23 protein-coding genes and 1 pseudogene are annotated in these 25,760 nt (G+C 52.7%); 16 read left to right on the plus strand and 8 right to left on the minus strand.

Annotated elements, in window-relative coordinates; translation table 11 throughout:
• Nucleotides 1-9 precede the first annotated feature (9 nt).
• Nucleotides 10-1,161, plus strand: a complete 1,152-nt coding sequence (locus tag HV345_RS13360) for an acyl-CoA dehydrogenase (protein WP_003836610.1) — start codon at nt 10-12, stop codon at nt 1,159-1,161.
• Nucleotides 1,162-1,215: 54 nt separating this feature from the next.
• Here the strand turns inward: HV345_RS13360 and HV345_RS13365 are convergent, their stop codons facing one another.
• A complete protein-coding gene (locus HV345_RS13365) occupies nt 1,216-2,106 on the minus strand; it encodes an AraC family transcriptional regulator (protein WP_181635673.1) in 891 nt (296 codons plus the stop codon).
• Between the two features lie 505 nt (nt 2,107-2,611).
• Here HV345_RS13365 and HV345_RS13370 point away from each other — a divergent pair.
• The 5 genes from HV345_RS13370 (at nt 2,612) to fadK (ending at nt 7,687) form a co-directional block, all read left to right on the plus strand.
• Entirely contained in the window at nt 2,612-3,376 is a 765-nt protein-coding gene (locus tag HV345_RS13370) for an electron transfer flavoprotein (protein ID WP_016152890.1), read from the plus strand.
• A 21-nt stretch (nt 3,377-3,397) separates the two neighbouring features.
• The gene (locus tag HV345_RS13375; RefSeq protein WP_181635674.1) at nt 3,398-4,333 is read left to right on the plus strand and encodes an electron transfer flavoprotein subunit alpha; all 936 of its coding nucleotides are present in this window, start codon (nt 3,398-3,400) and stop codon (nt 4,331-4,333) included.
• A gap of 53 nt (nt 4,334-4,386) precedes the next feature.
• Nucleotides 4,387-5,676, plus strand: coding sequence for an FAD-dependent oxidoreductase (locus tag HV345_RS13380; protein ID WP_181635675.1), 1,290 nt, complete (start codon nt 4,387-4,389; stop codon nt 5,674-5,676).
• The gene (locus HV345_RS13385) at nt 5,673-5,966 is read left to right on the plus strand and encodes a ferredoxin (RefSeq protein ID WP_016152887.1); all 294 of its coding nucleotides are present in this window, start codon (nt 5,673-5,675) and stop codon (nt 5,964-5,966) included. The genes HV345_RS13380 and HV345_RS13385 overlap by 4 nt, the downstream gene beginning before the upstream one ends.
• 83 nt (nt 5,967-6,049) lie before the next feature.
• The gene (gene fadK, locus HV345_RS13390; protein ID WP_181635676.1) at nt 6,050-7,687 is read left to right on the plus strand and encodes a medium-chain fatty-acid--CoA ligase; all 1,638 of its coding nucleotides are present in this window, start codon (nt 6,050-6,052) and stop codon (nt 7,685-7,687) included.
• A 95-nt stretch (nt 7,688-7,782) separates the two neighbouring features.
• On the opposite strand, the gene ppsA is transcribed toward fadK, so the two are convergent.
• Nucleotides 7,783-10,161, minus strand: a complete 2,379-nt coding sequence (gene ppsA / locus HV345_RS13395; RefSeq protein ID WP_016152885.1) for a phosphoenolpyruvate synthase — start codon at nt 10,159-10,161, stop codon at nt 7,783-7,785.
• A gap of 328 nt (nt 10,162-10,489) precedes the next feature.
• On the opposite strand from ppsA, the gene ppsR reads away from it, so the two are divergent.
• From ppsR to HV345_RS13435, 8 genes are all read left to right on the plus strand, one after another.
• A complete protein-coding gene (ppsR, locus tag HV345_RS13400; RefSeq protein ID WP_016152884.1) occupies nt 10,490-11,323 on the plus strand; it encodes a posphoenolpyruvate synthetase regulatory kinase/phosphorylase PpsR in 834 nt (277 codons plus the stop codon).
• Nucleotides 11,324-11,449: 126 nt separating this feature from the next.
• Nucleotides 11,450-12,496: a 3-deoxy-7-phosphoheptulonate synthase AroH gene (aroH, locus tag HV345_RS13405; protein WP_181635677.1), complete on the plus strand. Its 1,047-nt coding sequence runs from the start codon at nt 11,450-11,452 to the stop codon at nt 12,494-12,496.
• Nucleotides 12,497-12,620: 124 nt separating this feature from the next.
• Complete coding sequence (hemP, locus tag HV345_RS13410; protein ID WP_255467604.1) at nt 12,621-12,851, plus strand: hemin uptake protein HemP; 231 nt, start codon at nt 12,621-12,623, stop codon at nt 12,849-12,851.
• Nucleotides 12,852-12,925: 74 nt separating this feature from the next.
• Nucleotides 12,926-14,911 (plus strand): TonB-dependent hemoglobin/transferrin/lactoferrin family receptor, encoded by a 1,986-nt coding sequence (locus tag HV345_RS13415; RefSeq protein ID WP_181635678.1) that lies wholly within the window; start codon nt 12,926-12,928, stop codon nt 14,909-14,911.
• Between the two features lie 47 nt (nt 14,912-14,958).
• Nucleotides 14,959-15,990 (plus strand): hematinate-forming heme oxygenase ChuS, encoded by a 1,032-nt coding sequence (gene chuS, locus HV345_RS13420; protein ID WP_181635679.1) that lies wholly within the window; start codon nt 14,959-14,961, stop codon nt 15,988-15,990.
• Nucleotides 15,987-16,808 carry a hemin ABC transporter substrate-binding protein gene (locus tag HV345_RS13425; protein WP_181635680.1) on the plus strand — a complete coding sequence of 274 codons (822 nt, stop codon included), beginning with the start codon at nt 15,987-15,989 and terminating at the stop codon, nt 16,806-16,808. Before chuS ends, HV345_RS13425 begins: the two co-directional genes overlap by 4 nt.
• Nucleotides 16,808-17,800 (plus strand): iron ABC transporter permease, encoded by a 993-nt coding sequence (locus HV345_RS13430; RefSeq protein ID WP_032947022.1) that lies wholly within the window; start codon nt 16,808-16,810, stop codon nt 17,798-17,800. Before HV345_RS13425 ends, HV345_RS13430 begins: the two co-directional genes overlap by 1 nt.
• A complete protein-coding gene (locus HV345_RS13435; protein WP_181635681.1) occupies nt 17,793-18,572 on the plus strand; it encodes a heme ABC transporter ATP-binding protein in 780 nt (259 codons plus the stop codon). The genes HV345_RS13430 and HV345_RS13435 overlap by 8 nt, the downstream gene beginning before the upstream one ends.
• On the opposite strand, the gene selO is transcribed toward HV345_RS13435, so the two are convergent.
• From selO to btuC, 6 genes and pseudogenes are all read right to left on the minus strand, one after another.
• Nucleotides 18,569-20,011, minus strand: coding sequence for a protein adenylyltransferase SelO (selO, locus tag HV345_RS13440; RefSeq protein ID WP_080858717.1), 1,443 nt, complete (start codon nt 20,009-20,011; stop codon nt 18,569-18,571). The two genes, HV345_RS13435 and selO, sit on opposite strands and share 4 nt — an antisense overlap.
• Before the next feature lie 61 nt (nt 20,012-20,072).
• A pseudogene (locus tag HV345_RS13445) lies at nt 20,073-20,785 on the minus strand (EAL domain-containing protein).
• Between the two features lie 318 nt (nt 20,786-21,103).
• Nucleotides 21,104-21,568 carry an NlpC/P60 family protein gene (locus HV345_RS13450; protein WP_003832591.1) on the minus strand — a complete coding sequence of 155 codons (465 nt, stop codon included), beginning with the start codon at nt 21,566-21,568 and terminating at the stop codon, nt 21,104-21,106.
• Between the two features lie 77 nt (nt 21,569-21,645).
• A complete protein-coding gene (btuD, locus tag HV345_RS13455; protein WP_016152874.1) occupies nt 21,646-22,395 on the minus strand; it encodes a vitamin B12 ABC transporter ATP-binding protein BtuD in 750 nt (249 codons plus the stop codon).
• Nucleotides 22,395-22,946 carry a glutathione peroxidase gene (locus HV345_RS13460; protein ID WP_181635682.1) on the minus strand — a complete coding sequence of 184 codons (552 nt, stop codon included), beginning with the start codon at nt 22,944-22,946 and terminating at the stop codon, nt 22,395-22,397. The genes btuD and HV345_RS13460 overlap by 1 nt, the downstream gene beginning before the upstream one ends.
• A 60-nt stretch (nt 22,947-23,006) precedes the next feature.
• The gene (gene btuC / locus HV345_RS13465) at nt 23,007-23,987 is read right to left on the minus strand and encodes a vitamin B12 ABC transporter permease BtuC (protein WP_032931198.1); all 981 of its coding nucleotides are present in this window, start codon (nt 23,985-23,987) and stop codon (nt 23,007-23,009) included.
• A gap of 304 nt (nt 23,988-24,291) precedes the next feature.
• Here btuC and HV345_RS13470 point away from each other — a divergent pair, with 304 nt between their 5' ends.
• A complete protein-coding gene (locus tag HV345_RS13470; RefSeq protein ID WP_016152871.1) occupies nt 24,292-24,450 on the plus strand; it encodes a DUF1427 family protein in 159 nt (52 codons plus the stop codon).
• An 85-nt stretch (nt 24,451-24,535) separates the two neighbouring features.
• A complete protein-coding gene (locus tag HV345_RS13475; RefSeq protein ID WP_181635683.1) occupies nt 24,536-25,750 on the plus strand; it encodes a PfkB family carbohydrate kinase in 1,215 nt (404 codons plus the stop codon).
• Nucleotides 25,751-25,760: the final 10 nt, after the last annotated feature.

Raw genomic sequence — 25,760 nt, forward strand, 5'->3', positions numbered from 1 at the left:
AGTACCCTGATGGATTTTTCATTAACTGAAGAACAAGAGCTGCTGCTTGCCAGCATTCGCGAACTGATTACCAGCAATTTCCCGGAGGAATATTTCCGTACCTGCGATCAGACGGCTACCTATCCGAAAGAGTTTATGCGCGCCCTTGCGGACAACGGTATTTCAATGCTGGGCGTTCCGGAAGAGTTCGGCGGTATCCCGGCAGATTACGTCACGCAGATGCTGGCACTGATGGAAGTTTCCAAATGCGGCGCACCCGCTTTTTTAATCACGAACGGTCAGTGTATTCACAGTATGCGTCGTTTTGGATCCGCCGAGCAGTTACGTAAAACGGCAGAAAGCACCATGGAAACGGGCGATCCGGCTTATGCGCTGGCATTAACCGAACCGGGAGCAGGTTCAGACAATAACAGCGCTACCACCAGCTACACCCGCAAGAACGGCAAGGTATATCTCAACGGGCAAAAAACCTTTATCACCGGCGCTAAAGAGTATCCTTATATGCTGGTACTGGCTCGCGATCCGGAGCCGAAAGATCCGAAGAAAGCCTTTACGCTGTGGTGGGTGGATTCGAAGAAACCCGGCATTAAGGTTAATCCGCTGCATAAAATCGGCTGGCACATGCTCAGCACCTGCGAAGTCTATCTTGATGATGTTGAAGTAGACGAAAGCGATATGGTTGGCGAAGAAGGCATGGGGTTCCTCAACGTCATGTACAACTTTGAGATGGAACGGCTGATCAACGCCGCGCGTAGTACCGGTTTCGCCGAGTGCGCCTTCGAAGATGCCGCTCGTTATGCTAACCAGCGTATCGCATTTGGTAAACCGATTGGCCATAACCAGATGATCCAGGAAAAACTGGCGCTGATGGCGATTAAAATTGAAAACATGCGCAATATGGTGTTGAAAGTCGCCTGGCAGGCCGATCAGGAACAGTCGCTGCGGACCAGCGCGGCGTTGGCAAAACTGTACTGCGCCCGCACGGCAATGGAAGTGATTGATGACGCCATTCAGATCATGGGCGGGCTGGGTTACACCGATGAAGCGCGCGTTTCCCGATTCTGGCGCGATGTTCGCTGCGAGCGCATTGGCGGCGGCACCGACGAAATTATGATTTACGTCGCCGGACGCCAAATCCTGAAAGATTATCAGAATAAGTAAGCGGTAATCCGTGCCGGATAGCGCACAAGCGTTTTCCGGCACGAGCCAGGATAATCAGACCTCTGGCATCAAGCATTCCTGCTCAACCAGATTATTTTTAAACTGCTTGCGATAATCACTGGGGGTACAACCCACATGCCGCTGAAAGAGTTTGGCAAAGTGATCGACATTTTCATACCCTACCCGCCAGGAGATTTCCGCTAACGAAGCTTCCGTATTCGTCAGGGCAAATTTCGCCTCGGTCATTCGTCGCTGAATCACATAATTGATCGGCGAAATTCGATACTCCTTAGTAAATTCATGGCAGATATAACTCACGCTGGCCCGGAATTTTTTGGATAACTGATCGAGTGTAATTTTTTCGCGGAAGTTATTATTTAAATAAACCAGCACATCTTTAATTAAGACATCTTTTTTAATATAACCTTGCTCAGAACGATAGGCATTTTTAAAGTTTTCGTAAAATAAAACGGTTAGAGCATAAGCAAAAGCGTCGTAGGCTGAAGATGTCAGGTTATTTTTGCTCTGGGGGAGCATAACCCCCAACTCATTAAAGATACTCTTAATAACCTCCTTCCCCTGAGTAACGCTAATCACCGGACACGAGTGCATCTGCAATAGCTGATTATCCTGCCAGCCGTTGAAACGAAACCCGTAGAGCGCGCAGGTGTAAGTCGTTGCAGGTGCGCTACTATCCGAAGCAACCGCATGAAGTCGCCCTTGCTCTATCACCACGATATCCCCGGCATGCGCGACATACAGCGACGAATCGATAATTAATCTTGCGACCCCTTTTTTGACATAAATAAGCTCTGTTTCATTATCGTGAACGTGATGACCCGACTCCCAGTTAGGGTCATCACTGATGACGAATCGCGAGAATCTCGGGGTTTTTCCCTGTTCAAAAAGGGTCTCCGCGGCATTATCAAAGCAGCGTTGATACATGACAACCTCCACCTAAAGGCAGCAATTTTGGGATTATTAATATCAGAAAATAAAAATGATAATGACGTTATACAACGTTATTCCTTCCCGGCGAAACAAAATTATTTGCGCCGTCTGCAAGATGACACCTTTTGCTTTGGTACATTGCTGCAATTGATTATTTGCGTTTAATAATAATCAAAAAGAATAAATGTTATTAAGTCTGCATTAATAATTTACATATAAGAAACAAATTCAGCGCAGAGGCGATTAAAAACATGACGCATTTCGCAATTATTTTCACTGTCTTTGTGTTCCCGTTTTTTCCTCTGGTACGCACCGTCTGATTATTGCTGATAAACCAGGCATTCCCGGGACGTTTTTTTTGCAAGATTGTTGGCAATGAAAACAGATTTCCCCGTCGAAAACAGCCCTCCCTCTGTCGCACACTATTTTCAGTCAATTTTCCCTACTGTCGATAATGACGCACCACGTCATCATCCACACGAGAATCACTGGAGATGCCATGAAAATAATAACCTGCTTTAAGTTGGTGCCTGAAGAACAGGACATTGTTGTTACCCCACAGCGCTCGCTTAACTTTGACCGGGCCGATGCCAAAATCAGCCAGTTTGACTTAAATGCGATAGAGGCCGCAGCGCAGCTTAGCGCAGAGGGTGATGAAATCGTCGCCTTAACGGTGGGCGGGTCGCTACTACAAAACTCCAAAGTGCGTAAAGACGTGCTGTCCCGCGGGCCGGACAGTTTGTATATGGTGCAGGATCCACAACTGGAGCATTCATTACCCCGGGATACCGCTCAGGCGCTGGCCTGTGCGGCCAAAAATATGGATTTCGACCTGATGCTGTTCGGTGAAGGATCGGGGGATATCTACGCGCAGCAGGTCGGCTTACTGGTTGGCGAACTATTACAGCTCCCGGTGATTAATGCCGTCAGCAGCATCCAACGTAACGGCGATCGCCTTGTGGTTGAGCGCACACTTGAAGATGAAGTCGAAGTAATTGATCTGCCGCTCCCCGCCGTACTGTGCGTGACGTCGGATATCAACACACCGCGTATTCCCTCGATGAAGGCGATTCTGGGCGCGGGTAAAAAACCGGTCACCCCGTGGCAAGCCAGCGATATTGGTTGGATACCTGCTTCACCGTTAGCGGAGCTGGTAAGTCTTACCGTGCCGCCGCAAACCGAACGTCAGCACATCATTCTGGAAAATGACTCAGCAGAAGCCATTGCCGAACTGGCTGAACACCTGAAAAAAGCCCTGAACTAAGCCCAACGGAGAGAAATCATCATGAGTAAATTAGCCAACGTCTGGGTGTTCAGCGATAACGTAGAACGCTATGCAGAATTAATGGCCGGCGCTCGCCTGTGGGGTGAGCAGGTACACCTTATCGTACAAGGCAGCGACCAGGCCAATCAGTTGCAAGCCCTGGGCGCCGATAAGATAGTCGTGCTCGACGCAACCTCCGGTTTACAGCGTGTTGAAAATTACGCTGAGACCATCGCCGCCCTGATGCAGGAACACGCCGGGCTGCTGCTGATGTCCGCGACTAAACGAGCCAAATCCCTTGGCGCACGCTTAAGCATTCAGCTCAACGCAGCGATGGTGAACGACGCCACATCGGTAACGCTGGATGCAGGCATTTTGTTCGCCGAACACCGGATGTATGGTGGTCTGGCATTTGGCAAAGAAAAAATCAAAAGTACGCTGGCGATTATCACGCTTGCCCCAGGCCAGCTTGAACCGGTCGCGGAAAACGCCTTGCACAACTGCCCGGTTGTCTCAGCAACGTACATCGCGCCGTACCATGAAGTGATGTGCCTGGAGCGTCGCGCCAAATCCGTGAGCAGTGTGGATCTCAGCAAAGCCAGGCGCGTGGTGGGTGTGGGTCGCGGCCTGGTGGCGCAAAACGATCTGGAAATGGTGCGCCAACTGGCATCTGTGCTGGGTGCTGAAGTGGGTTGTTCACGACCGATTGCCGAAGGCGAAAACTGGATGGAACGCGAACGCTACATTGGCGTTTCTGGCGTGTTATTGAAATCAGACCTGTATCTCACGCTGGGCATCTCAGGACAAATTCAGCATATGGTCGGCGGTAACGGCGCGAAAGTCATTGTCGCCATCAACAAAGATAAAAAAGCCCCTATTTTCAATTACGCCGATTACGGTCTGGTGGGCGACATCTACAAAGTGGTTCCGGCCCTTATCGACCATCTCAGCCGCTAATCCCGTTAACGCACATCTCCCGCTGCCCTCGCGGCGGGAAAGGAGCATAAAGCATGTCAGATGAAAAATTTGATGCCATTGTGGTCGGTGCTGGTGTAGCGGGTACAATGGCAGGCTACGTTATGGCCCGGGCCGGACTGGACGTACTGGTCATCGAGCGCGGCAACAGTGCGGGCAGTAAAAATATGACCGGCGGGAGACTCTACGCGCATAGCCTTGAGCGCATCATGCCCGGATTCGCGCAGGAAGCGCCTCTCGAACGTAAAGTCACCCGCGAAAAAATCTCCTTCCTGACCGAAGAGAGCGCCGTTACCCTCGACTTCCATCGTGAAAAAGACAACGCGCCAGCGCAGGACTCTTATACCGTTTTGCGCAACCGGCTTGACCCATGGCTAATGGAAAAAGCGGAACAGGCTGGCGTGCAGTTCATCCCCGGCGTGCGCGTCGACGCGCTAATTCGCAAAGGCAATAAGGTCACCGGAGTGCAAGCCGGGGACGATATCCTCGAAGCCAATATTGTCATCCTTGCCGATGGCGTTAATTCTATGCTGGGACGGTCGCTGGGGATGGTTCCCCCCTCTTCTGCACAGCACTATGCCGTTGGCGTAAAAGAGCTGATCGGCTTACCGTCGGCGGTGATTGCGGATCGGTTCAATCTGTCAGGCAACGAAGGTGCAGCCTGGCTGTTCGCAGGCTCACCGTCTGATGGACTGATGGGAGGCGGATTTCTGTATACCAACCAGGATTCCATCTCTCTGGGCCTGGTGTGTGGTCTGGGGGATATTGCCCATGCCACGAAAAGCATTCCGCAAATGCTGGAAGACTTTAAGCGACACCCGACTATTCGTCCGCTAATTGCCGGCGGTGAACTGCTGGAGTATTCCGCGCATATGGTACCGGAAGGCGGTCTGGCAATGGTTCCGAAACTGGTTGATGACGGGGTAATGATCGTCGGCGATGCCGCTGGTTTCTGTCTGAATCTGGGTTATACCGTGCGCGGCATGGATTTGGCGATAGCTTCCGCAGAAGCCGCCGCCCAAACAGCCATTGCTGCAAAAGAGCGCCAGGATTACTCGGCCAGTAGCCTGATGGATTACAAACGCGCCCTCGAACAGGGCTGTGTGATGCGTGATTTACAGCATTTTCGCAAGATCCCGGCGCTGATGGAAAACCCGCGCCTGTTCACCCAGTATCCCCGCATGGTGGCCGATATCATGAACGATATGTTTACCGTCGACGGAAGCCCAAATCAGCCCGTTCGCAAGATGATCATGTCCCATGCCAGGCAAATTGGGCTGATGAACTTACTGAAAGACGGCATCAAGGGGGCCACCGCACTATGAATCAGGACACTAACGTTAACGTCGACGTCAAACTGGGCGTCAATAAATTTAATGTTGATGAAGGCCACCCGCACATCATTCTGGCTGAACATCCCGATCTTAATGAATTTCGCAAGTTGCTGAAAGCCTGCCCCGCCGGACTGTATAAACAGGATGAGAGTGGAAATATTCATTTTGATTCCGCAGGCTGCCTGGAGTGCGGCACCTGCCGGGTGCTGTGCGGTGACACGATCCTCACACAATGGGAATACCCGCTCGGAACATTTGGCGTTGATTTCCGCTACGGCTAACGGATTTTGCATGTTGTACGCCGGATTGGCCCCGCCTGGCCATCCGGTCAGATGTATGCCGAAATAATCCTGGGAATAACTTCATGAGTATCACACTTACGTTTAACGCCGAACGTCGCCAGGCCTGGCGACAACTGGGTTTATGGGGAGATGCTTCGCTTGGCGATTACTGGCACCAAACCGCCAGAGCCATGCCGGATAAAATCGCCGTGGTTGATAATCATGGCGCTTCATATACCTACGCTGCACTCGACGATGCTGCCAGCAGTCTGGCAACCTGGTTTGTAGCCTGCGGGATCCAACCCGGCGATCGCATTGCCTTTCAGTTGCCTGGCTGGTGCGAGTTCACCATTATCTATCTGGCCTGCCTGAAAACCGGAGCCGTTTCCGTACCACTGCTGCCTGCCTGGCGCGAAGCGGAACTGGTGTGGGTACTGAACAAATGCAAAGCGAAGATTTTTTTCGCACCGACGTTGTTTAAACAGACCCGACCGGTTGATCTGATCCTCCCCTTGCAAAACCAGTTGCCGCATCTGCAACAGATTGTCGCCGTAGATAAACTGGCACCGGCCACCGCCTCGCTGGCGTTCAGCCAACTGCTTCTGGCTCCGCCATTAACCCAGGTTATTAACGTTCACGCCGATGAACTGGCTGCCGTGCTGTTTACCTCCGGGACCGAGGGAATGCCGAAAGGCGTAATGTTAACCCACAACAATATCCTTGCCAGCGAACGCGCCTACTGTGCCCGACTCAATCTCACCTGGCAGGATGTGTTTTTGATGCCCGCCCCACTGGGACACGCTACCGGTTTTTTGCATGGCGTTACCGCGCCGTTTTTAATCGGCGCACGCAGCGTATTGTTGGATATATTCACCCCAACCGCGTGTCTTGAACTGCTCGAGCAACAACGCTGTACCTGCGTGCTCGGTGCAACCCCCTTCGTCTACGACATGTTGTGTAGCCTGGAAAAACGGCCCTGTGATCTCACATCACTACGTTTTTTCTTATGCGGTGGCACCACTATTCCGCAAAAGATTGCCCGTGACTGCCAACAGCGCGGCATTAAATTGTTAAGCATCTATGGTTCGACGGAGAGCTCGCCGCATGCGCTGGTCAATCTCGACGATTCACTTTCACGCATGATGAACACCGATGGATATGCCGCCGCAGGCGTGGAAATTAAAGTCGTCGATGAAGCGTGCAATACGTTGCCTGCAGGGTGCGAAGGTGAAGAGGCCTCGCGTGGCCCCAATGTTTTTATGGGCTACCTCGATGAGCCTGAGCTGACCGCCCGCGCGCTGGACAAAGATGGCTGGTATTACAGTGGCGACTTATGCCGCATGGACGAAGCGGGATACATCAAAATTACCGGGCGTAAAAAAGATATTATTGTGCGCGGCGGGGAAAACATCAGCAGCCGCGAAGTGGAGGATATTTTATTACAGCATCCGCGCATTCATGATGCCTGCGTTGTCGCGATGCCAGACGATCGGCTAGGTGAAAGGTCGTGCGCTTATGTGGTACTGAAACCGCCGCATCATTCGCTGTCGCTGGAATCAGTGGTGGCCTTTTTTAGCCGCAAACGGGTGGCAAAGTATAAATATCCGGAACACATCGTCATTGTCGAAACGTTACCGCGCACGGCGTCTGGCAAGGTACAAAAATACCAGTTGCGTCAGGATATCATTCAGCGTTTGAGTGTGGAAAGCGTTGAAGGGTAAAGTACCGGATGGCGATGCTAACACCTCTAATCCGGCCTACGTTGCATACTAACCGTAGGCCGGATAAGGCATTTACGCCACCATCCGGCATGATGTTACTTCTTCAGTTCAGCCAGGCTCAGCCAGGTCTGCACGACGGTGTCCGGGTTCAGCGACAGACTGTCGATCCCCTCTTCCATCAGCCAGGCAGCGAAGTCTTCGTGATCGGATGGACCCTGACCGCAAATACCCACGTATTTGCCCTGTTTCTTGGCTGCACGAATCGCCATCGACAGCAGCGCTTTCACCGCGTCGTTACGCTCATCAAACAGTTCAGAAACCACACCAGAGTCACGGTCCAGTCCCAACGCCAGCTGCGTCATGTCGTTTGAACCGATGGAGAAGCCGTCAAAGTACTCAAGGAACTGTTCGGCCAGCAAGGCGTTGGACGGGATCTCACACATCATGATGATCTTCAGTCCGTTCTCACCGCGTTTCAGCCCCTGACGCGCCAGCTCTTCCACTACCGCTTTCGCCTGGGCAACGGTACGGACAAACGGTACCATCACTTCTACGTTAGTCAGGCCCATATCGTTACGGACACGTTTCACTGCGTCACATTCCAACGCGAAACAGTCGCGGAAGCTATCAGCAATGTAACGGCCCGCCCCGCGGAAGCCCAGCATCGGGTTCTCTTCGTGCGGCTCATAACGCTCACCGCCGACGAGGTTGGCATATTCGTTGGACTTAAAGTCTGACATACGCACGATAACGCGTTTTGGATAGAACGCCGCACCCAGCGTGGCGATCCCTTCCGTCAGACGACCAACGTAGAATTCACGCGGGGAATCAAAACCTTTCATCATGCCGCGGATTTCGTTTTGCAGCTCAGGCGTCTGGTCATCGAACTCCAGCAACGCACGCGGGTGTACGCCAATCATGCGGTTGATGATAAATTCCAGACGCGCCAGGCCGACACCTTCGTTTGGCAGACAGGCGAAGTCGAAAGCCCGGTCCGGGTTACCCACGTTCATCATCACCTTCAACGGCAGATCCGGCATGGTCTCCACGCTGGAACTCTTCACGCTGAAGTCGAGCATCTCAGCATAAACATAACCGGTATCACCCTCGGCGCAGGAGACTGTGACTTTCTCACCGTCCTTCATACGCTCGGTGGCATCACCACAGCCAACCACGGCCGGGATCCCCAGTTCACGGGCAATGATCGCCGCGTGACAGGTACGACCGCCACGGTTGGTGACAATCGCCGCCGCTTTCTTCATGATCGGTTCCCAGTCCGGGTCGGTCATGTCGGTAACCAGGACATCGCCAGGTTCGATACGGTTCATTTCGCTGATGTCCTGAATGACTTTGACCGGACCCGCGCCAATGCGGTGACCGATAGCACGACCTTCAGCAATAATTTTACCCTGAGCATGCAGCGTATAACGCTCCATCACCTGGCCGCGCGAGCGCACGGTTTCCGGACGCGCCTGCACAATGAACAGCTTGCCGGTATGACCGTCTTTCGCCCATTCGATGTCCATCGGACGACCGTAGTGCTTCTCGATCTGTACCGCCTGCTTCGCCAGCTCCTGCACTTCAGCGTTGGTCAGGGAGAAAATGTCGCGCTGCTCCTGCGGTACATCTTCAATCGTCACCTGCTTGCCATGTTCCTGGGTTGGCGCGTAGACCATGCGGATTTTTTTCGAACCCATTGTGCGACGGACGATCGCCGGACGGTTTGCCGCCAGAGTCGGTTTGTGCACGTAGAATTCATCCGGGTTAACGGCACCCTGCACGACCATCTCGCCCAGGCCCCATGCGGAAGTGATGAACACCACCTGATCGAAACCGGATTCGGTATCGATGGAGAACATTACGCCGGAAGACGCGAGGTCTGAGCGCACCATCCGCTGAACGCCAGCAGAGAGCGCCACGCCACGATGGTCATAACCCTGGTGAACGCGATAAGAGATTGCTCGGTCGTTAAACAGCGAGGCAAAGACGTGTTTGATAGCAACCAGTACGGCATCAAATCCCTGGACGTTGAGGAAGGTTTCCTGCTGACCGGCAAATGACGCATCTGGCATATCTTCTGCGGTGGCGGAAGAGCGCACGGCAAAAGAGGCATGGGCATCGTCTGCTGACAGCTGCGCGTAGGCATCGCGGACGGCATTTTCCAGCTCCGGCTGGAAAGGAGTGTCGATAATCCACTGGCGGATCTGTGCGCCGGCTTTCGCAAGCTCGGTGACATCGTCAATATCCGTTTTATCCAGCAGCTCATAAATGCGCTGGTTTACACCGCTCTGGTCCAGAAACTGGTTAAACGCATCGGCGGTCGTTGCAAAACCATTCGGTACGGAAACACCCATACCGGAAAGGTTAGTAATCATTTCACCCAGGGAGGCATTTTTGCCCCCAACTCTGTCTACATCATTCATGCCGAGTTGGTTATACCAAAGCACCAGCGGTGACGAGCCATTGTTGGACATCGAACAATCCTTATATATGAACGAGGTTAGGAAACTCAATTTTGCGTAATTATCTTTGCATATTTACTTCAGCGAAAAAAACGGTGAATCGTTCAAGCAACTTTATTTTTTATTTTTTCAGATTGTTTCCGCATTTGCGCAAACCCGCGAGCCACAGGGGATCACCACAAAAACTACCGGTATAAACATTTGTTCCGAAAAATGAAATGTACTTTTCAGTAAATATAAAAATACCGTTTCATTTTACAAAATAGATGCAGCAATATTCGCTTCTGGCGAATTTTAATTTATGCTTTCAGAGAATTATGTCAGCCCCAGGATGAGCAAAATGGATAATGCTGTTGATCGTCACGTATTTTATATTTCTGATGGTACGGCCATCACCGCCGAAGTATTGGGCCACGCGGTAATGTCGCAATTTCCGGTTACGATCAGCAGCATTACGCTGCCGTTTGTAGAAAATGAGAGTCGTGCGCGAGCGGTTAAAGACCAGATTGACGCGATCTATCAACAAACTGGCGTGCGCCCTCTGGTGTTTTACTCTATCGTTTTGCCGGAAATTCGCTCGATCATTTTGCAAAGCGAAGGATTTTGTCAGGATATCGTGCAGGCGTTGGTTGCCCCACTGCAACAAGAGATGAAGCTCGACCCTACGCCGATCGCCCATCGTACCCACGGCCTGAACCCCGGCAACCTTAACAAGTACGACGCGCGCATTGCCGCCATTGATTATACCCTCGCTCATGACGACGGTATTTCGTTGCGCAACCTCGATCAGGCGCAGGTGATCCTGCTTGGCGTTTCCCGTTGCGGTAAAACCCCGACCAGTTTGTATCTGGCCATGCAGTTTGGCATTCGCGCGGCCAACTACCCCTTTATTGCCGATGATATGGATAATCTGGTGCTGCCAGCGTCCCTGAAGCCGTTACAGCATAAATTGTTCGGCCTGACCATTGACCCTGAGCGCCTGGCGGCCATCCGCGAAGAGCGCCGGGAAAACAGCCGTTACGCCTCGATGCGCCAGTGCCGGATGGAGGTTGCTGAGGTGGAAGCGCTGTACCGGAAAAACCAGATCCCATGGCTGAACAGTACCAATTATTCGGTAGAAGAGATTGCTACCAAGATCCTAGACATCATGGGGCTGAATCGCCGCATGTACTAGAATGCTAGTGCATTGGTTCGATTTTTTGTTATTATGCTCGCCACCAGGCAGGATGAGTATGATATTGTGATATACATCACTTCCCGGTAGTCCTGCCGTTGAAGCAACAAATTTCTGAGACAAGTAATGAACAGAACCGATGAACTCCGTACTGCGCGTATTGACAACCTGGTCACTCCAGCAGAGCTTGCGCAACGGCATCCTGTTTCGTCCTCCGTCGCCCGTCATGTTACGGACTCCCGACGCCGGATAAAAAAAATTTTAAATGGTGAAGACGCTCGTTTACTGATGATCGTAGGTCCCTGCTCGATTCACGATCTTGATGCCGCCATGGAATACGCGACGCGTTTACAGGCGCTGCGCGAAAAACATCAGGCGCGTCTGGAAATCGTGATGCGCACTTATTTTGAAAAACCGCGCACCGTAGTGGGCTGGAAAGGCTTAATTTCCGACCCAGATTTAAACGGCAGCTACCGCGTGAACCACGGCATTGAACTGGCGCGCAAACTGCTGTTGCAGGTCAATGAACTGGGCGTACCCACGGCAACAGAATTCCTCGACATGGTGACCGGTCAGTTTATTGCCGATTTAATCAGTTGGGGAGCCATTGGCGCACGCACCACCGAAAGCCAGATCCACCGTGAAATGGCCTCTGCGCTTTCCTGCCCGGTCGGCTTTAAAAACGGTACGGATGGCAATACGCGTATTGCCGTCGATGCGATTCGCGCCTCCCGTGCCAGCCATATGTTCCTCTCACCTGATAAAACCGGCCAGATGACCATTTATCAGACCAGCGGTAATCCTTACGGGCATATCATCATGCGCGGCGGTAAAAAACCGAATTATTATGCTGAAGATATTGCCGCCGCCTGCGATACCCTGCACGAATTTTCCCTGCCTGAACATCTGGTGGTCGATTTTAGCCATGGCAATTGCCAGAAGCAGCATCGTCGTCAGTTGGACGTTTGTGATGATGTGTGCCAGCAAATTCGCAATGGTTCGACGGCGATTGCCGGGATTATGGCGGAGAGTTTCCTGCGTGAAGGTACGCAAAAAATCGTTAGCGGCCAGCCGCTGGTTTACGGCCAGTCCATTACCGACCCGTGCCTGAACTGGGAAGATACTGAACTGCTGGTTGAAAAACTCGCCTCTGCGGTTGATAGCCGTTTTTAATGCTGTTCGCCGGGTAACATCACGTTGCCCGGTGCTAATCCTTTGTTTTCCCCCTCCTTATTGTACAAAATCTATTCTCGTCACAATTATTTCACAAAAAGGCTTGCCGCAATTTTGCAGTTTGATGATAATGATTATCATTGTTGAATTGATTGTTATTTTTAAACACTATTCACGTATGGATAACACAACAACGCCCGCAAAAGAAAAAACACCGCCTGCCGTCGCGCCAAACGAGCGCCGAATTGACAGTAAAAGTCTGCTGGGCAAAGAGGGGCGCGTGATCATAGAACACGATGGCCAGCTCTATTTGCTGCGCCAGACACAAGCCGGAAAACTCATTCTGACCAAATAAACACCACTTTTCGCCAGCCACCCAGGTAGTACCCAGGCAGCCAGCGCTTTTCGATTTCCTAATGGAGAGTTGCTATGCCACACCTGCACACTGCATCCCTGCGCCCTTCGCTCTTGGCGCTGGCGATTATCAGTAACCTGCCCGCCGTCGCGTATGCGGCGGTAGAAGATATGACCGTCACCGCTACCGGCAATGCCCGTAGTGCTTTTGAAGCACCGATGATGGTCAGCGTGATTGATGCCACCGCGCCGGAAAACCAGACCGCCAGCTCAGCAGCCGACCTGTTGCGTACGGTTCCGGGCCTGACCCTTGACGGCACCGGTCGCACTAACGGCCAGGACGTGAATCTGCGCGGCTACGATCGACGTGGCGTTCTGGTGCTGGTTGATGGCGTTCGTCAGGGAACCGACACCGGACACCTGAACAGTACCTTCCTCGATCCGGCGCTGATCAAACGCATCGAGGTCGTCCGTGGCCCTTCTGCACTGCTGTACGGTAGCGGCGCGTTAGGTGGAGTGATCGCCTATGACACTGCGGATGCCAAAGATCTGCTGGAAGCCGGACAAAACAGCGGTTATCGCGTGTTCGGTACCGCGGCAACCGGCGATCACAGCCTCGGTATGGGTGCCAGCGCGTTTGGTCGCACCGATACGCTGGACGGACTGCTTGCCTGGTCCAGTCGCGATCGCGGTGATTTGCGCCAGAGCAACGGTACTACGGCACCAAACGACGAAGCGATTAACAATATGCTGGCTAAAGGCAGCTGGAAAATTGACAGCGCCCAGACGCTGGCCGGCTCGCTGCGTTACTACAACAATGACGCCCGTGAACCTAAAAACCCGCAAACCAGCGCGGCGGATGCCACCAGCAACCCGATGACCGATCGCTCAACCATCCAGCGCGACGCGCAACTGACCTACTCGATTGCTCCTGCCGACAATGACTGGTTGAACGCGGATGCCCGCGTCTACTGGTCCGAAGCACGTATTAATGCGCAAAACACGGATAACACCGGCGAGTTTCGCAAACAAACCACCAAAGGCGGCAAAATCGACAACCGCAGCCGCCTGTTAACCGACTCTTTTGCATCTCACCTGCTGACCTATGGCGGGGAATACTATCGTCAGGAACAACAGCCAGGCGGCGCAACCACCGGTTTCCCGGAGGCAAAAATCGATTTCAGCTCCGGTTGGTTACAAGATGAAATCACCCTGCGCGACCTGCCGGTTACGCTGCTGGGCGGTACCCGTTATGACTCTTATCGCGGCAGCAGCGACGGCTATGAAGATGTCGATGCCGATAAATGGTCGTCCCGCGCCGGGCTCACCGTTGCGCCAACCGACTGGCTGATGCTGTTCAGTTCATACGCTCAGGCCTTCCGTGCGCCGACCATGGGCGAGATGTATAACGATGCCAAACACTTCTCGATTGGCCGTTTTTACACCAACTACTGGGTACCGAACCCTAACCTACGCCCGGAAACCAACGAAACGCAGGAATACGGATTTGGCCTGCGCTTTGACGATCTGTTGATGGCGAGCGATGCGCTCGAATTTAAAGCCAGCTATTTCGACACCAAAGCGAAAGATTACATCTCCACCAGCGTCGACTTTGCCGCCGCGACAACCATGTCCTATAACGTACCCAACGCCAAAATCTGGGGCTGGGACGTGATGGCGAAATATTCCGCCGATCTGTTCAGCCTCGACATGGCCTATAACCGTACGCGCGGCAAAGATACAGACACCGGCGAATACATTTCCAGCATTAACCCGGATACCGTCACCAGCAAACTGAACGTACCGGTTGCGCACAGCGGTTTCTCCGTTGGCTGGATAGGTACCTTTGCTGACCGTTCAACGCATATCAGCAGCAGCTACACGAAACAGCCCGGTTATGCGGTAAACGATTTCTACGTGAGCTATCAGGGCCAACAAGCGCTGAAAGGTATGACCACCACGCTGGTACTGGGCAACGCCTTCGACAAAGAGTACTGGTCGCCGCAGGGCATTCCGCAGGATGGTCGTAATGGCAAAATTTTCGTGAGTTATCAGTGGTAATCACTTTTCCCCGGTTCGCCGGGGCAGCAATCTGGAAGGAAGAGACAATGAATCATTACACACGCTGGCTGGAACTGAAGAAAGAAAATCCTGGCAAATACGCACGTGATATTGCGGGATTGATGAATATTAGCGAAGCCGAACTGACCTTCGCGCGCGTCGGTCATGACGCCTGGCGCTTACGGGGCGAAGTGCGTGAAATCCTCGGCGCACTGGAAGCCGTCGGCGAAACCAAATGTATATGCCGCAACGAATATGCGGTGCATGAGCAGGTTGGTGCGTTTACCAATCAGCACCTGAACGGTCATGCCGGACTGGTACTCAATCCGCGCGCCCTCGACCTGCGCCTGTTCCTCAATCAGTGGGCAAGCGTGTTCCATTTCAGCGAAACAACCGCCCACGGTGAGCGTCAGAGCATTCAGTTCTTTGACCATCAGGGGGATGCGCTGCTGAAGGTCTATGCCACACAGAATACCCTCATTGAGGAATGGGCTGCGTTGCTGACCCGTTTCATCTTCGCTGAAAACCCGCCTCTGGCGCTGCAACCCGCCCCCCCTTCTGCTCCAGCCACCGTCACGGTCGATGCGCAGACCGTGGATCAAGAGTGGCGAGCCATGACCGATGTACACCAGTTCTTCGGTCTGCTGAAACGCCACGATCTCACCCGCCAACAGGCGTTTAACCTGGTGGGCGACGATCTGGCCTGTAAAGTCGCAAATAGCGCTCTGGCGCAGTTACTCGACACCGCGCGCCAGGATGGCAATGAAATTATGGTCTTTGTGGGTAATCGTGGCTGCGTACAGATTTTTACCGGTGTGATAGAAAAACTGGTGCCGATGAAAGGCTGGCTGAATATATTCAACCCGACATTTACCTTACACCTGCTGGAAGAGAGCGTGGCAGAAACATGGGTAACGCGCAAACCGACCGCCGATGGCCACGTCACCAGCCTGGAACTGTTTGCTGCCGACGGCATGCAAATCGCCCAGCTGTATGGTCAACGAACGGAAGGCGAACCGGAGCAGACGCAATGGCGCGCGCAAATTGACGCACTGACGCCGAAGGGGCTGGCCGCATGAAAAAACTGCTGGTCCTGATTGCGCTACTGCCCATCGTAGCGCTGGCTGCGTCCAGGGAACGGGTTGTTGCTCTCGGTGGCGATGTCACCGAGATTGTATACGCACTGGGAGCACAGTCTTCCCTTGTGGCGCGAGACAGCACCAGCCATTGGCCTGAAGCAGCAAACGCCCTACCTGATGTCGGTTATTTGCGCCAACTCAACGCCGAAGGGATCCTTGCCACCCGTCCTACGCTGGTCCTTGCCAGCGCGCAGGCGCAGCCCTCTCTGGCGCTAAAACAGCTCGAACAGAGCAACGTCAGGGTTGTGACGATCCCGGCAAGCAACGAGCTTAACGTGATTGATGAAAAAATTCGCGTCATCGCCGAAGCCACCCATAGGGAGGCCGATGGCGAAACGCTGCGCACCCGCTTACGTCAGGAACTGGCGGCGCTGCCGTCATCTGAACTTAACAAACGCGTGCTGTTTATTCGCAATCATGGCGGGATGACCGCGATGGCAGCGGGCCAGCAAACCGCAGCCGATGCGGCTATTCGTGCCGCCGGTTTGCGCAACGCAATGCAGGGTGTTAACCGCTATCAGCCGCTGTCGCAGGAAGGTGTCATTGCCAGCCAGCCCGATCTGGTGGTGATTTCACAGGACGGCGTTGAGGCGATGGGTGGCGAAGATAACCTGTGGGCGCTGCCGGGCCTGGCGCAGACGCCTGCCGGACGAAATAAACAGGTATTGCAGGTTGACGATATGGCGCTGCTCGGCTTTAGCGTACGCACCCCGCAGGCCATTTTGCAGCTTCGCGCTAAAGCTGAGCAATTGCCCTGATGTCGCGACGTATCCGTTGTTCTTTGTGGACACTCGCACTCATGTTGGTCGTGATGACAATCATGGCTACCGGTTTTGGCGCGTTGCGCCTGCCGGTAAGTCTGCTTTGGCGTGATGGCGATGAGGCACTGCGTCAAATCTGGCTCACCATTCGCCTGCCCCGCGTCCTGCTGGCGCTGGTGATTGGCGGTTCTCTGGCGCTCGCGGGCTGCGTGATGCAGGGCCTGTTTCGCAACCCGCTTGCCGATCCGGGATTACTGGGGATAAGCAGCGGAGCCGCCTGCGCCGTCGCCCTGTGGGTAGTGCTGCCGGTCTCTTTGCCCGCGCTGTTGATGCTGTACGCCCCCATGCTGGCCGCTTTTCTCGGTGCGCTGGCGGCAACGGTGGTTATTTTTATCCTTAGCCAACAGCGCGACGCTTCACTCTCACGTCTACTGTTGGTCGGTATTGCCATCAACGCGCTGTGCGGGGCGGCGGTTGGCGTTCTGTCGTGGGTCAGTAATGACGCGCAACTGCGCCAGCTGTCGCTATGGGGGATGGGCAGTCTGGGGGCCGCGCAATGGTCCACGCTGCTGGCTGTCACTTCATTGACTGTCCCGACGGTGCTGATCATCTGGCGTCTGGCACCGGCGCTGAACCTGCTGCAGTTAGGTGAGGAAGAGGCGCATTACCTCGGCGTAGATGTGCGTACCGTTCAGCGTGTTTTGCTACTTTGTAGCGCATTGCTGGTTGCCGCAGCCGTGGCGGTAAGCGGCGTAATAGGCTTCATCGGGCTGGTTATCCCGCATCTGATGCGCATGTGGCTCGGCTCAGACCATCGGGCCGTTATCCCAGGTTCCGTGCTGGCGGGCGCATTTTTATTGCTGATAGCCGACACGCTGGCCCGTACGGCGGTTGCGCCTGCGGAAATGCCGGTCGGTTTGCTAACCAGTCTTCTGGGCGCACCGTGGTTTTTATGGCTTATTTTTCGTCAGCGAGGACCGCATGGCTGAACATTTCATCGCTGAAGGGCTTCACTATCGCGTCGCGGGCAGAGCGGTGATTGACGACGTCACTCTTGCTCTCGAAAAAGGTGAACTGGTGGCGCTCATCGGCCCAAATGGTGCGGGGAAATCCACCCTGCTGCGCCTGCTGACCGGTTTTCTGAAACCGGCTACAGGGCGCTGCGTGCTGGCGGGTAAACCGCTGGATGAATGGCATAGCCAAACACTGTCGCGGCATCGGGCGGTGATGCGCCAGCAAACACAACTGGGATTTGACTGGCCGGTAGAGGCCGTCATAGCGATGGGGCGTACGCCCTGGACCTCGCGGTCGGAACCTCGACTTATCGCTCAGGTGATGGAAATGACCGGATGTACACCGCTGGCGGGCCGGCAATACGCCGCGCTTTCCGGCGGCGAGCAACAGCGAGTACAGTTAGCCCGTGCACTGGCGCAACTTTGGTGCGACGGCGCGCCTCGCGGCTGGTTATTCCTTGATGAGCCGACCTCTGCGCTGGATCTTTACCACCAGCAGCATCTGTTGCGCTTGCTGAAGACGCTTACCGCTTCACAAGAGCTGCATGTGTGCATTGTGCTTCACGATCTGAATCTCGCCGCACTGTGGGCAGACAGAATAGTGTTGCTGCACAACGGCAGGCTGGTGTCGCAGGGAACGCCAGAGGCCGTGTTACAGGCCGATGACCTGAAGCGCTGGTATGGCGCGCAGGTACACGTTGGCCAGCATCCGGCCAACGGATCCCCGCAGGTGTTTCTGGCCCCTTAGCTTGAACAGCTCACTTCCAGCCGTTTGCCCCAGTCAGGTGGACGGCTGACATAGTCATCATCACGATCGACAAATGGGGTACGCAACGCTTCGTGTAACCGATGCAGCTCGGCGTAATCCCCCTGCTCTGCCTGATTAATCGCCCGTTGCGCCAACCAGTTACGTAATACCATCGCCGGATTAGCCGCCTTCATCTGCGTTTGTCTGACTGCGTCGGCAATGTTGTCTTGCTGCAGGCGTGAGCGATACCGTGTGAACCAGTCATCAAACGCTGCGCGTTCGATAAACTCATCGCGCAGCGGGGATTGCGCGCTGTGTTGTTCCGTCTGACTGAGCATGCGAAACGTTCGCGTATAGTCGCTTCTTTCCCGCGCCATCAGGTTAAACAGTTCACTAAGCAGTTCGTTATCGTTTTTTTGCTCGCTAAAGAAGCCAAGCTTTTGTCGCATCCGCTGACCGTAGCGAGTTAACAGCGCCAGTTGATAACTGTCCAGCGCATCATTAAGCGCCTCGACCGGGATAAATGGCGACAGAGTTTGCGCCAGACGTTGCAGGTTCCAAAGCGCCGCGGCCGGTTGATTATCGAAACTGTATCGACCCTGGTTGTCTGAGTGGTTGCAGATAAAATCGGGCACGTAGTCATCAAGGAAACCGAATGGGCCGTAATCCATCGTCAGTCCCAGAATCGACATGTTGTCCGTGTTCATGACACCATGCGCAAATCCTACCGCCTGCCAGTCCGCGATTAACGTCGCAGTACGCGTGACAACATCGTTAAACCACAGCTGATACTTATCGGCTTCTTCCTGCCATTGCGGCCAATAATAGCGAATCGCAAAGTCAGCCAACTGGCGCACTTTTTCCGGCTCACGGCGATAGTAAAAATGCTCAAAATGGCCAAAGCGCATATGGCTTTGCGCCACGCGAATGAGCATCGCCCCTGATTCTACCGTTTCGCGATACACCGGCGTGTCGCTGGTAACAATCGACAATGCCCGCGTGGTCGGTATTCCCAGGTAATGCATCGCTTCGCTGGCCAGGCTTTCGCGAATTGTCGAGCGCAGTACGGCGCGACCATCCCCCATACGGGAATAAGGCGTAAGTCCGGCGCCTTTCAGGTGCCAGTCACACGTTGAGCCGTCAGCGAGCTGTTGTTCTCCCAACAGGATCCCGCGTCCATCGCCAAGCTGGCCCGCCCAGACGCCAAACTGATGTCCGCTATAAACTTGCGCTAACGGCGACATCCCGGGAAGCAACGATTCACCGCCCCAAACACCGGCTCCGGTCGGAATATCAAATAGCGTCTCTGGAATAGCTAATTGCTCCGCCAGCGCATCGTTATGCCAGATCAGGCGCGCGTTTTTCAGGGGAGTGGGTGAAAGTGCTGTATAGGTTGCTGGTAATTCATCACGCCAGCGGGTGGTAAAAGACAGGGTCATAGGGCCTCCTGTCTCTAGTGTAGACTGTTAAAAGCCTGTTAAACACCAGCAAATATGAGGGTTATATCTTCGCGAGCGAAATTATCTGCGCGGGGGGCACAGCAGGCCACAGCGCGCCCTGCATGGCGCTGAATCCCAGAGGCAGTACGCGCGCTAACATCTCGGGTGTATCAATACCGCTAATGATAATTGACTCACTGCTGGGAAATAGCTGTGCCAGGATAGCCCGCATAAAGGGCTCAAACGAAATATGTGTAATCCTTTGTTGAACAAAGTTTTTATCGAGCACGACGCGTTTGAACAGCCCATCAAAAATTGCCCGATTTGATATGCCACCAGCACCATAGTTTGTCAGTACTAATGGAAATCGCGCCGCCAGTGCTGCCAGCGTTGGATTCGCTTTTCCATTATTTAACTCTGGATAGTTTTCATTAATAGCCAGTTCCAGAAATGACAATCGTTCAACTTGTGAAGCAATTTAGCATCTGATAATAAAGTATTAGCAATTGCCGGCGTTAAATTAATCCAGGCAGAAACCTTTCGTTGAATAAAAAAATGTTGGCACGTTTCGATTAATTCAAGCTTTTCGGTAAATAAGCGACATTGCTCTTCGTCCGACATCCGAGGTAGGACCAGCTCGGTGGGTATACGCACATCCCCCTGCGCACTGGCAAAACTGGTAATGATATCTACGTATTCAAGATCGCCTTTTTCGTTTCTCGCAGGGAGAAAAGAGAACTCTGAATGATAAAGAGTATCCATTGAAACAATCATCGTGCCAGCCCCTCTGCATAGGTGTTATCCGGCATCCTGTAGCAAAGGATGGAGAAATACGTTATTGCTGATGCAAGTAGAGGCCCTTTCATTTTTCCCTTTATAGCCAGTAAATCGAATCCCTTTTTTTAGCTTATCCTGATTATAAGCGAATATCCAGCTTTGCACTTTTTAATATCTCGGAATAAATCATATTTTTAGCAAGATACGCTCTTAATGTTCAGGGGTATTGTCCGGCTGGCGGCAGAAATAAGAAGTTACTAACAAATGGAAATGTCGAGGCTGCTCAGCCGTAGGCAGCCTCGTGACTGATGAGGATTAAATACGTCGCGCCTGCCAAAAGTTTTTGCGCCAGTAAACGTTGTCCAGTGACGAGCGCATCACACCACGGCTGGTTGAGGCATGAATAAATTGATTATTGGTATCGTAAATTCCGACATGCAGACCGCTTTCCCCAGACCCGGTTTTAAAGAACACCAGATCGCCGGGCAGCAAATCATCTTTATCAATTTCGGTACCAATCTTTGATTGCGTGCGGGTATCACGCGGGAGTTGCAGATCGAATTTATCGCGCATTGTCATCAATACAAATCCAGAACAATCCACTCCGCTACGGCTCATGCCGCCATAACGATAGGGTGTGCCATGCCAGGTTTGTAGCTGGTCATTAAGCCCGGCGATAACGGCGATAGAATCCGACAAGCGGGCATTTGGCGCAGGAGCACGATGGCTGCTGCAGCCCGCCAAAAACAATGCTGTGATGAAAAGAAGCCAAAAGCGCATTCAGGACGAATCCTCTGAATTATATTTTTATGTCAATTTAGCGTGGAAATTATATGATTTTCAAGAACCCATTTAACTTAAGTGGTTGATATGAGCATTCTGTGGCCTTCAATATCCAAACGACGGAAGTTCACGCCATAAGCCGCAGACAAATTGGCCGGCGTTAGTACCGTATCACGAGCACCACTGGCAAGCAGCTTCCCGCGTTTGAGGAGCCAGGCCTTGTGCGCATGACGTAAGGTGTGATTAAGGTCATGGCTGCTCATTACAATCGCGATGCCCTGTAAACACAGCTGACCCAGCATCCGGTCCAGTGCATTTTGTTGCGCCACGTCCAGGCTGTTCATCGGCTCATCCAGCAGCAAAAGCTGGCCGAATGGATTCGCTTGTGGGCAAATCTGCAGGATAACCGCAGCCAGGCGCACGCGCTGCCACTCACCGCCGGAGAGCTGATTCACGCTGCGTCCCAGCTTATCCCCAAGCCCAAGCGCATCGGCGACTTCCTGTAACAGATCGGTGCGTGCTTTATCGGGTTGATGCAGCGTCAGAAAATGCCAGACCGGCATCGCAAACGGCGGGTTTTGCTGTTGCGCAAGATAAGCACGATATTGCGCCAGCTTTGCTGCCGGCCATTCATCCAATGACACATCACCAAAGGTGATGCTGCCCTTGCCGGTCGTCAGCCCCGCCATTCGCGCCAACAGCGTGCTCTTTCCTGCGCCGTTAGGCCCCACTAAATGCAGGATCTCCCCTGCTTTTATCTCACCAGAAAGCGGGCCAAGTCGGGTCGATTCTGCTACGTCCTGTAGCTGCATCAATCGAGACATTAGTTTGCCAGCGCCGTCTTGATGGATTGCACCAAAATAGGATCCTCAGGCGTCATATCAGGTGAAAATCGTTGCAATACCTGACCATCCCGACCCACTAAAAACTTCTCGAAATTCCACAGAATATCGTCCGGGTAGAGAGGCGCCCGACCTTTACTCGCCATACGCTCATAGAATCCACTATCCGCAGGCGCAACGGCGGTTGGCGCGGCATCAATCAGTTTCTGATACAGCGGATGGCGTCCCTCGCCGTTGACCTCAATTTTGCTGAACATCGGGAAGGTAACGCCCCAGGTGGTACTGCAGTACGTTTTTATTTCCTCTTCACTGCCCGGCTCCTGGCCCAGAAACTGGTTGCAGGGGAACCCAAGAACGGTAAAGCCCTGCTGATGCCAGGCTTTCTGCAGATTCTCCAGTTGCTCATATTGCGGCGTTAGCCCACATTTTGAAGCAACGTTGACGATTAACAGCACATTTCCGGCATACGGTTGCAGTGAGGTCACCTCGCCGTCGATGGTCGTCACGTCTGTATCGAGGATAGTGTTTTGCATAGCATCTCCAGAACAACAGGTGGATTTTCAGTTTTTAATCATAGACCGAATCAACGCGTTCTAGCGCGCGGCTTTTAACAATAGCCAGATAAATACCGGTGCGCCCATGGTGGCCGTCACCACGCCAATTGGCAGCTCAGCCGAGGCCAGCACCAGACGCGCGACAACATCAGCCAACAGTAATACGATAGCGCCAGCCAATGCGCAGCCCGGCAGTAACACGCGATGATCGGTTAAGCCGCACAGCCGCAGAATATGTGGGATCACAAGCCCAATAAAGCCAATCGCTCCCGCCAGAGCCACGCTTACGCCAACCATCCAGCCTGTGGCGACCACCAGCAGGTTGCGCCAGAACCATAATGGCAATCCCAACTGACGTGCAGAAGTCTCCCCCAGCGCCAGCATATTCATCGGCTGCGACTGACAGCAGATCCACACCAGCACCGGAATCAACGCCACCATGAGCCAGGCCTGATGCCAGTCAACGCCGCCAAAGCCCCCCATCATCCAGTACATTAGCTGTCGCAAATCAAAAGAAGTGGAGAAGTAGATGGCCCATGTCATCAGCGCGCTACAGATAATGCCCAGCGCCACCCCCGCCAACAGCAGACGGCTGGTAGACAAATGACGGCGGGCAAAACGGAGCAGAATAAGCGTGATAATCAGCGCCCCAGCGATGGCGCATAAACCCAGCGCCCAGCCGGGGAGCTGCCCCTGCCCCAGCAGCACCGCCGCGATGAGCCCGACTCCCGCGCCATTCGACACGCCCAGTAATCCAGGCTCTGCGAGCGGGTTTTCAAAGAGAGCTTGCATCACTGCGCCAGATAAGGCCAACGCAGCGCCTACCAGCAAAACGGCGAGGGTACGGGGAAATCGGATTTGCCAGACGAACAGGTCGCCGCGGGCGCTGAACCAGTCGCCGGGGGCGATCCACTGTTCTCCTGCGCATAAGCTAATCACGAGCATGACCAATAGCAACAGCGATAAAGTGCCTAACCAGTATCGGTCTCGCCGACGTTGTAATTGTGCAAAAGGTTGCATGTTTATACTTTTTTTATGGGTTATCTCATTAATTTTACGATGAAAGCAAAAAACATGGAAGGAAGCTCTACCGCAAATGAGGCAATGGCCCAAAACAGCATGAACCTTAGTCTTTTGCATAATGCAATGCTGGCAGCAATACCAGGTAGTAGCTGTCATTATTAATATCGTTCCTGAGATTAAATAAATAACCACAACCGGACAAGATGTCCGGTTGCAAAAGTTTTGTGTGATTGTCTTCTCATCAATACGTAAATATATTGTGTAGTCTTCATATCATCATAACACCCTCAGGAATTATCTTATGGATATAATTCTTTCGCTTATTGCCGGTGCAATTATTGGTTTCATATTTACATTAATAAAACTCCCCATTCCAGCCCCTGCTGCCTGGCCTGGTGTATTTGGTATCATCGGTGTACTTAGTGGTAATCAGATCTTTAATTATTTATTCAACAAATAAATTCATTCACCAAAGAAATTAACGTATAGACAAAATAAAATTATTACATGGACCTCTCATCACATTCATGAAAAGTGAGGATTAGATGCCCTGTCGTTACAAAAAACAGCGTCTTCGCTATATTTTAACACTACTCAAAAAACAAGGAAGTGTAAAAATATCATCTCTTGTTAAGGTACTTGATGTTACGGAAAGAACACTCCGCCGCGACATCAATGACCTCGTAAAAACAGGACATGTCCGCTCATGCTATGGAGGTGCTGTATATAATCACGACAATGCATTCCCATTATATGAGAACAACTCTCTTTATTTGCACCAAAACATCATCATTAACCAATCAAAGATCGAACGAGAAATATCAATGAACGAAAACAATGGGAAAGTTTACATTCTGGGTTCATTTAATACTGACTTAGTATATCGGCTTCACCGTTTTCCTATTTCAGGGGAAACCACGCGCGCGCTTTTTTCCTGTTGTTTACCCGGAGGGAAAGGCAGCAACCAGGCGATAGCATCCGTACAAGCCAATGCTCGCACTTATTTTACAGTCAAATTAGGTGAAGATGAGTTTTCAACCAAAGCCCAGCATTTTTTAAATGGCGTAGGATTAGAAAAGCTAACCATCTTTACCAAAAGTGATGCACCAACCGGCAGTGCCGTAGTGATGATATCCGAAGAGGCTGGCGATAATGTAATCGTTATTAATCCAGGGGCTAATCAGGAAATAACGAGTGAAGAAATTATATCCTGTTATGACGAGATGGGCACCGCCAATGTTTTTTTGACGCAGATGGAAAACAATCCTGACGCTACAGCTCAAGCTATTAAGTTCGCACATGCCGCAGGGGTGATGACAATCCTGAATCCAGCGCCATGGCGTAAGGAGGTGACAGACCTTCTCCGCTGGACACACATCCTGACCCCAAACCTCACAGAAGCAGAGGCGATAATTGGCAAGGCTATTCGTACGCCAGACGATATTCGTCAGGCCGCCGAAACCATGCACCAAATGGGACCACAATATATTCTAATTACGTTAGGCAAAGATGGGTGCTGGTTATTTGATGGTTCTACTCACCAACAGTTCCCGGCATATCCCGCCGTTAATATTGATACCTCCGGCGCCGGTGATGCATTTAATGGTGCACTCGCTGCACGACTTGCCTGTGGAGAAAATATTGCCAACGCAATTCATTACGCCTGTGTATTTGCAGCACTGGCCGTAGAGCGTGAAGGCGCAGCCAATATGCCATGCCATGAACTTGTATTAAAACGATTAGCTTGTACTAAATACTGATATTAATCCA

It is taken from the genome of Citrobacter sp. RHBSTW-00986 (genome assembly GCF_013783065.1).
GTDB lineage: Bacteria > Pseudomonadota > Gammaproteobacteria > Enterobacterales > Enterobacteriaceae > Citrobacter > Citrobacter braakii.

Bases quoted from the DNA above. Each gene is read 5' to 3' on its own strand.
- HV345_RS13370 (WP_016152890.1), top strand. From the start codon at position 2,612: ATGAAAATAATAACCTGCTTTAAGTTGGTGCCTGAAGAACAGGACATT.
- chuS (WP_181635679.1), top strand. From the start codon at position 14,959: ATGAATCATTACACACGCTGGCTGGAACTGAAGAAAGAAAATCCTGGC.
- ppsA (WP_016152885.1), bottom strand. From the start codon at position 10,161: ATGTCCAACAATGGCTCGTCACCGCTGGTGCTTTGGTATAACCAACTC.
- HV345_RS13470 (WP_016152871.1), top strand. From the start codon at position 24,292: ATGGATATAATTCTTTCGCTTATTGCCGGTGCAATTATTGGTTTCATA.
- HV345_RS13385 (WP_016152887.1), top strand. From the start codon at position 5,673: ATGAATCAGGACACTAACGTTAACGTCGACGTCAAACTGGGCGTCAAT.
- HV345_RS13415 (WP_181635678.1), top strand. From the start codon at position 12,926: ATGCCACACCTGCACACTGCATCCCTGCGCCCTTCGCTCTTGGCGCTG.
- btuC (WP_032931198.1), bottom strand. From the start codon at position 23,987: ATGCAACCTTTTGCACAATTACAACGTCGGCGAGACCGATACTGGTTA.
- HV345_RS13365 (WP_181635673.1), bottom strand. From the start codon at position 2,106: ATGTATCAACGCTGCTTTGATAATGCCGCGGAGACCCTTTTTGAACAG.
- HV345_RS13475 (WP_181635683.1), top strand. From the start codon at position 24,536: ATGCCCTGTCGTTACAAAAAACAGCGTCTTCGCTATATTTTAACACTA.
- HV345_RS13430 (WP_032947022.1), top strand. From the start codon at position 16,808: ATGTCGCGACGTATCCGTTGTTCTTTGTGGACACTCGCACTCATGTTG.
- HV345_RS13450 (WP_003832591.1), bottom strand. From the start codon at position 21,568: ATGCGCTTTTGGCTTCTTTTCATCACAGCATTGTTTTTGGCGGGCTGC.
- HV345_RS13360 (WP_003836610.1), top strand. From the start codon at position 10: ATGGATTTTTCATTAACTGAAGAACAAGAGCTGCTGCTTGCCAGCATT.
- HV345_RS13435 (WP_181635681.1), top strand. From the start codon at position 17,793: ATGGCTGAACATTTCATCGCTGAAGGGCTTCACTATCGCGTCGCGGGC.
- HV345_RS13425 (WP_181635680.1), top strand. From the start codon at position 15,987: ATGAAAAAACTGCTGGTCCTGATTGCGCTACTGCCCATCGTAGCGCTG.
- selO (WP_080858717.1), bottom strand. From the start codon at position 20,011: ATGACCCTGTCTTTTACCACCCGCTGGCGTGATGAATTACCAGCAACC.
- ppsR (WP_016152884.1), top strand. From the start codon at position 10,490: ATGGATAATGCTGTTGATCGTCACGTATTTTATATTTCTGATGGTACG.
- HV345_RS13380 (WP_181635675.1), top strand. From the start codon at position 4,387: ATGTCAGATGAAAAATTTGATGCCATTGTGGTCGGTGCTGGTGTAGCG.
- hemP (WP_255467604.1), top strand. From the start codon at position 12,621: ATGATAATGATTATCATTGTTGAATTGATTGTTATTTTTAAACACTAT.
- fadK (WP_181635676.1), top strand. From the start codon at position 6,050: ATGAGTATCACACTTACGTTTAACGCCGAACGTCGCCAGGCCTGGCGA.
- aroH (WP_181635677.1), top strand. From the start codon at position 11,450: ATGAACAGAACCGATGAACTCCGTACTGCGCGTATTGACAACCTGGTC.
- btuD (WP_016152874.1), bottom strand. From the start codon at position 22,395: ATGTCTCGATTGATGCAGCTACAGGACGTAGCAGAATCGACCCGACTT.
- HV345_RS13375 (WP_181635674.1), top strand. From the start codon at position 3,398: ATGAGTAAATTAGCCAACGTCTGGGTGTTCAGCGATAACGTAGAACGC.
- HV345_RS13460 (WP_181635682.1), bottom strand. From the start codon at position 22,946: ATGCAAAACACTATCCTCGATACAGACGTGACGACCATCGACGGCGAG.